General features: G+C 64.6%; 6 protein-coding genes. 2 read left to right on the top strand and 4 right to left on the bottom strand.

The annotated features are described in order from the left end of the window. Nucleotides 1-74: 74 nt before the first annotated feature. Genes C4301_RS09175 through gltX form a run of 4 tightly spaced genes read right to left on the bottom strand, consistent with a single transcriptional unit; the run spans nucleotide 75 to nucleotide 3,286 of the window. A complete protein-coding gene (locus C4301_RS09175) occupies nucleotides 75-479 on the bottom strand; it encodes a disulfide oxidoreductase (protein ID WP_352414780.1) in 405 nt (134 codons plus the stop codon). Between the two features lie 9 nt (nucleotides 480-488). Beyond that, nucleotides 489-1,403, bottom strand: a complete 915-nt coding sequence (gene ftsY / locus C4301_RS09170) for a signal recognition particle-docking protein FtsY (protein ID WP_352414779.1) — start codon at nucleotides 1,401-1,403, stop codon at nucleotides 489-491. After that, on the bottom strand, nucleotides 1,403-1,843 hold the full coding sequence (locus C4301_RS09165; protein ID WP_352414778.1) for a hypothetical protein: 441 nt from the start codon (nucleotides 1,841-1,843) through the stop codon (nucleotides 1,403-1,405). The genes ftsY and C4301_RS09165 overlap by 1 nt, the downstream gene beginning before the upstream one ends. Before the next feature lie 24 nt (nucleotides 1,844-1,867). Beyond that, nucleotides 1,868-3,286 (bottom strand): glutamate--tRNA ligase, encoded by a 1,419-nt coding sequence (gene gltX / locus C4301_RS09160; RefSeq protein WP_352414777.1) that lies wholly within the window; start codon nucleotides 3,284-3,286, stop codon nucleotides 1,868-1,870. Between the two features lie 55 nt (nucleotides 3,287-3,341). On the opposite strand from gltX, the gene lptB reads away from it, so the two are divergent. Together lptB and C4301_RS09150 are read left to right on the top strand one after the other, a co-directional pair. Further along, complete coding sequence (lptB, locus tag C4301_RS09155; protein WP_352414776.1) at nucleotides 3,342-4,064, top strand: LPS export ABC transporter ATP-binding protein; 723 nt, start codon at nucleotides 3,342-3,344, stop codon at nucleotides 4,062-4,064. Next, a partial coding sequence (locus tag C4301_RS09150) for a DUF3084 domain-containing protein (RefSeq protein ID WP_352414775.1) occupies nucleotides 4,061-5,327 on the top strand: 1,267 nt, incomplete at its 3' end. The genes lptB and C4301_RS09150, both read left to right, overlap by 4 nt.

Genomic DNA, 5,327 nt, shown 5'->3' with positions numbered 1-5,327 from the left:
TCGGAGTGTTTCGCTGCCGCAAAAGCACCTCGGCTGACCGCGAAAGCACGGGCGTTTGGGCGGCCAGTGCAACCTCACCGTTTGCCCTGCCGGGCAAGGAGAAGCATGCTCGAGGCGATGAGGGAGAAGGCGATTAAGGCCTGGAGGGGAATGGGGAACTGGGGGATGTACTCCACCGAACAAGGGACCGGGGGTTTGCAGGCCAGGGGGGCAAAGCCGGGGATTTTCTGCTCGGCGAGGTGCAAAAGGCTGATGCTTCCCCCCACTAGGGAAAGGGCGAGGCTGTAGGGCCAGATTCCGTAGTCCGCCCGCCATAGGGCCAGGAAAAGGAGGAGGGCCTGGGGGTACATGAAGATCCGCTGGTACCAGCAGAGCTCACAGGGGAGGAAGAGCCGGACCTCGGAGTAATAGAGGCTTCCCAGCGTGGCCACCAAGCTGACCAGAAAGGCAAAGGCCAAAAGGGCGGTGCGCCGGTCCACGCCTCCACCTTACCCCAAAAGGGCCTCCGCGTAGGCCGCTGCGTCGAAGGGTTGGAGGTCCTCCGGCCCTTCCCCAACCCCGATGAACCGCACCGGCACCCCCAGGGTCTGGACGATGGGGATCAGGACCCCCCCTTTGGCCGTCCCGTCCAGCTTGGTGACGATGACCCCGGTGAGGCCCACAGCCTCGTGGAATTTTTTGGCCTGTTCCAGGCCGTTCTGCCCGGTCACCGCATCCAGGACCAGCCAGACCTCCTTGGGCTCTTCGGGATCAGCCTTCCCTACAGCTCGCTTAACCTTTTTAAGCTCCTCCATGAGGTTGTGCTTGGTGTGAAGCCGGCCTGCGGTGTCCACAAAGAGCAGGTCGATCCCCCGTGCCCTGCGGGCCTGGGCGGCGTCGAAGGCCAAAGCGGCAGGGTCGGCCCCCTCGGCCCCCTTGACGACGGGAAGGCCCAGCCTTTCCCCCCAGAGGGCGAGTTGCTCGCCTCCCGCCGCTCGGAAGGTGTCCGCGGCGCAGAGGAGGACGCTTTTGCCCAGGCTTCGGTAATACCGGCCCAGCTTGGCGATGGTGGTGGTCTTGCCCACCCCGTTTACCCCCACCACCATCACCACATGCCCTGCGGGTTCCACCGCCTTTTTCGTGGCATCGGGGCGGAAGCCCAGCTTTCGCAGAGCAGCCCGGCGCTCATCCGGTTCTAGGAGGAGGGCGATGGCCTCCTTGGCCGCCTCTTTCAGGTCTTTTTTCCCGCTCTTTCGGATTTCTTCCAGTATCTTTTCCGTGGCCTCGAGGCCCACGTCCGCCCTGAGAAGGGCCATCTCCAGCTCCTCCAGGACCTCCTCCGGCCTTCCTCCCCAAAGGACGCCCCGGGAAAGGGCCTCCCGGGTTTTGGCCAGGCCTTGTTTCAGTCGGTCCAGCCAAGCCATCAGCGAAAGTTCACCCCCAGAAGCATCCGCCAGGTCTTGGGAGCGTTGGCGATCCCGTAGACGTACTGCGCCTCGATAGCCAGACCGGTGTCAGGGTCGAGAAGCTGCTCCAGGCCGAGGCTGAACCCCACCCCAAAGGTGCTTTGAGGGCCCAGAAGACCGGAAAGCCCCCCACCGAAGTAGGGGAAGGAACCCCTCCAGGTGGGGTCGTACTGGCCCAGGTCCGGCTTGAAAAGGAGATCTCCCCCCACGGCCAAGCCCGGGCTTGCGGGGGCCAGGTCCAGGTAGAGGCGGCCCGTGAGGTTCCGCCTCAAGTTGCTTTCCAAGCCCGCCCCAAAGGAAAGCCCCGTGCCTTCCCCGTACCCGATCCGCATCTGGATGGCGCTTTGGGCGTGGCCCAAAAGGCTTAGACTCAGCAGAAGGAGGAGGATCTTCCGCATACCAGGCCCAGCCTAGCAGAACGTTCAGGCCTTCACAAGAGCCCGCGCCCGCCTGAGCCGCTTTAGAACCCTCTCCTTTCCCAGAAGGGCCATGATCTCGAAAAGCCCTGGGGTCTCCAAAACCCCGGTTAGGGCCGCCCGCACGGGCTGGGCCACCTGGCCGAGCTTCAGCCCCTTTTCCTGGGCGAAGGTGCGGAAGAGGCCTTCAAGGCCTTCCTCCTTCCACTCCGGAAGAGCCTCCAGGCGGGCCTCGAGCTCCGGAAAGAGGGCTAGGCCCTCGGTCAGTTTGGCCAGGGCCTTTTCGCTCATGGGGTAGTCCTCCCGGAAGAGGTACTGGGCCTTTTCCACAAATTCTTTCAGGGTGTCAAACCGGGGCCGCATGAGCTCCACCGCCCGGAGGAGGTAGGCCTCGTCGGGCCAGGAAAGCCCCGCCTCCTCGAGGAAGGGCTTAACCCTCTCGGCCACCTCCTCCAGGGGGAGTACCTCCCGGATGTACTTCCCATTCATCCAGCGAAGCTTCTCCAGGTCAAACACGGGACCCCCCAGGGAGACCCTGTCCCAGCTGAAGGCCTGGACCATCTCCTCCAAGGTGAAGATCTCCCGCCCGTCCGGCATGGAGAACCCCATAAGGGAGAGGTAGTTCCTAAGGGCCTCCGGCAAGAACCCCTCCTTCTTGTACCACTCCAGTGAAGTATGGCTTTTGCGTTTGGAGATCTTGGTCTTGTCGGGGTTTCTGAGCAGGGGCATGTGGTAAAACCTGGGCACCGCCCAACCGAAGGCCTGGTAAAGAAGGACGTGGATGGGGGTGGAGACCAGCCACTCCTCGGCCCGGATCACGTCCGTGACCTCCATCAGGTGGTCGTCCACCACGTTGGCCAGGTGGTAGGTGGGGTAGCCGTCGGATTTCAGGAGGACCACGTCGGGGATCTCCTGGTTGTCGTAGACCACCACCCCCCGGAGCCCGTCTTTGACCTCGGTGATCCCAGGCCTGGGCACCTTGAGCCGGATCACATGGGGCTCGCCCCGCCTTGCCCGCTCCTCCGCCTCTTCGAAGGGGATGTTCCGGGCGCGACCGTCGTACCCGCCCTTCTCCTTCCGGATCCGTTCCAGCTCTTCTGGGGTTTCGAAGGCCCGGTAAGCCCAGCCCCGCTTGAGGAGTTCCTCGGCGTACCGCCGATAGAGGGGAAGCCGTTCCGATTGGCGGTAGGGCCCGTGGGGCCCCCCGATGTCGGGTCCCTCGTCGTAAGGGATTTGAAGCCACTTCAAGGCCGCCAGGATGCGCTCCTCCGCGCCCGGTACGTACCGGGCGCGGTCCGTGTCCTCGATGCGGACGATGAACCGGCCCCCGTTCTTTCTGGCCCAGACGTAGTTGAAGATGGCGATGTACGCGGTTCCCACATGGGGGTCCCCCGTGGGGCTTGGCGCGATCCGGGTCACGACCATACCCCCCCATTATCTCTCATTCGCGCTTAAGGGGCCTGGGCTAGGCTAAAGGAGCATGGAGCTTCGCGCGGAGGGGCTTAGAAAGCGGTACGGAGCCCGGGAGGTGGTCCGGGGGGTGAGCCTTTCCCTTAGGCGGGGGGAGATCGTGGCCCTTTTCGGACCCAACGGGGCGGGAAAGACCACCACCTTCTACATGGTGGTGGGGTTCATCCGGCCCACCGGGGGGCGGATCTTCTTAAAGGGCGAGGAGGTGAGCCGCCTGCCCATGCACCAGCGGGCCCGCCGGGGGTTGGGCTACCTTCCCCAGGAGCCCAGCGCCTTCCGGCGGATGACGGTCCTGGAAAACCTCCTGGCCATCCTCGAGTTCCAACCCCTTTCCAAGAAGGAGCGGATGGACCGGGCCCTTTCCCTTCTCGAGGAGCTGGGGATCCTGCACTTAAAGGACCAGTACGCCCAAAGGCTTTCCGGCGGGGAAAGGCGCCGGTTGGAGATCGCCCGCGCCCTGACCACAAGCCCCGACTTTATCCTCCTGGACGAGCCCTTTACCGGGGTGGATCCCAAGAATGTGCGGGAGATCCAGAGGCTGGTCTTTGAGCTTCGGGAAAGGCGGGGTGTGGGGGTCTTCATCACCGATCACGCGGTGCGGGAGACCCTGGCCATTACGGACCGGGTCTACCTGATGTACGACGGCCGGATTGAGTTCGAGGGTGACCCCGGCACCTTCGCCCAGGACACGGGGGTCAGGCGGTACTACCTAGGGGAGGATTACGAGCTTTGACCCTGGTCTGGCTCCTCCTTCTCTTGGCCCTGCTTTCCGGCCTGGTGGCCTACCTGGGGGACCGGGTGGCCAAGTGGGTGGGGAAGCGGCACTGGCGGGTTTTTCACCTTCGCCCCCGGCAGACGGCCACCCTGGTGGCGGTCGTCACCGGAGTGGTCATCGGCCTCATGGGGTTTGGCCTCTTTCTTTTGGTCAACCGCCAGGCCCGGGAGACGATCCTCGAGGCGGAGGCTGTGCGCAAGGAGCGGGACGCCCTCCTTCTAGAGAGGGACCGGCTTTTAGAGGCCCGCAAGGCCCTGGAGGCAGAGGCCGCCCGGGCCTTGGCCGAGCTCAACCGGTTGAGGATAGAAGGGGAGGAGCGCTCGGCCCTTCTGGAAAGGGCTGAGGCCAGAAGAAAGGCCCTGGAGGAGGAGCTGGGTCGGCTGAGGGCTGAGCTGGGCGCGCTTTTGGCCCGCCAGGGGGCTTTGGAGAGGCGGCTTTCAGAGCTTTCCGGGCTGGTGGCCCTTAAGGAGGAGGCCCTTAGGGAAAAGGAAGCGCAGATTTTGGAAAAAGAGGCCGCCCTTCGGGCTCTGGAAGCCACCCAGGGGCGGTTCGCCGAGGAGGCCCGCCGGGCTAGGCTGGAAAAGGAGGCCCTTTTGAAGGAGCTTCAGACCCAGACCGAAGCCCTGGTCACCTTGCGGCGGGAAATGGACCGGATCCTTTCCGAGAAGGAAGCCTTGCAAAAAAGCCTGGTCCAGGCCAAGAGGGAAGCCCTGGCCCAGGAGGAGCGCCTAAGGGCCCTCCAGGCCCAGGCCAGGGCTGCGGAGGAAAGGCAGAAGGCCCTGACCAAGAGTTTGGACCGCCTAGGCCAGGGGGTGAGGCTGGGCGGGGTGGTGGTGGAAGGGACCGAAGAGCTTAAGGCCTTTGCCGAGCGGCAGGCCCGGCTTTTGGGCTTTTCAGGGGCGGTGGTGCAGGGCGAGGTTCCGGGCCCGGGGTATGCGGCCTTGGAGGGGCAGGGGGTGGAGGAGGGGCGGCTTCGGGTGGGGGTTCGGTTCTACCCGCGGAAAAAAGCCTTTCCTGTGGGCACCCTTTTGGCTTTCGCCGAGCTTCCTTCGCCGGGTTCAGATCGGTTTTTGAGGGGCCTCGAGGCCCTTTATGAAAAGGCCCGGGGCCGCCTTGTCCTCGCGGGCTTTCCCCCCGACCTCCTCGCTTTTTCCCGGGAGGAGGCCTTGGCCTTCCAGGCGAGCCTGCGGGGGATCCAGGAGGGGCTGGTGGTGGGGGTGG

Source organism: Thermus sp. (assembly GCF_040290245.1).
GTDB lineage: Bacteria > Deinococcota > Deinococci > Deinococcales > Thermaceae > Thermus_A.
This window is presented reverse-complemented; position numbering and strand designations above follow the sequence as displayed.

Excerpts from the sequence above, each read along its gene's own strand:
- ftsY (WP_352414779.1), bottom strand. The coding sequence starts at position 1,403 with ATGGCTTGGCTGGACCGACTGAAACAAGGCCTGGCCAAAACCCGGGAG.
- C4301_RS09165 (WP_352414778.1), bottom strand. The coding sequence starts at position 1,843 with ATGCGGAAGATCCTCCTCCTTCTGCTGAGTCTAAGCCTTTTGGGCCAC.
- gltX (WP_352414777.1), bottom strand. The coding sequence starts at position 3,286 with ATGGTCGTGACCCGGATCGCGCCAAGCCCCACGGGGGACCCCCATGTG.
- lptB (WP_352414776.1), top strand. The coding sequence starts at position 3,342 with ATGGAGCTTCGCGCGGAGGGGCTTAGAAAGCGGTACGGAGCCCGGGAG.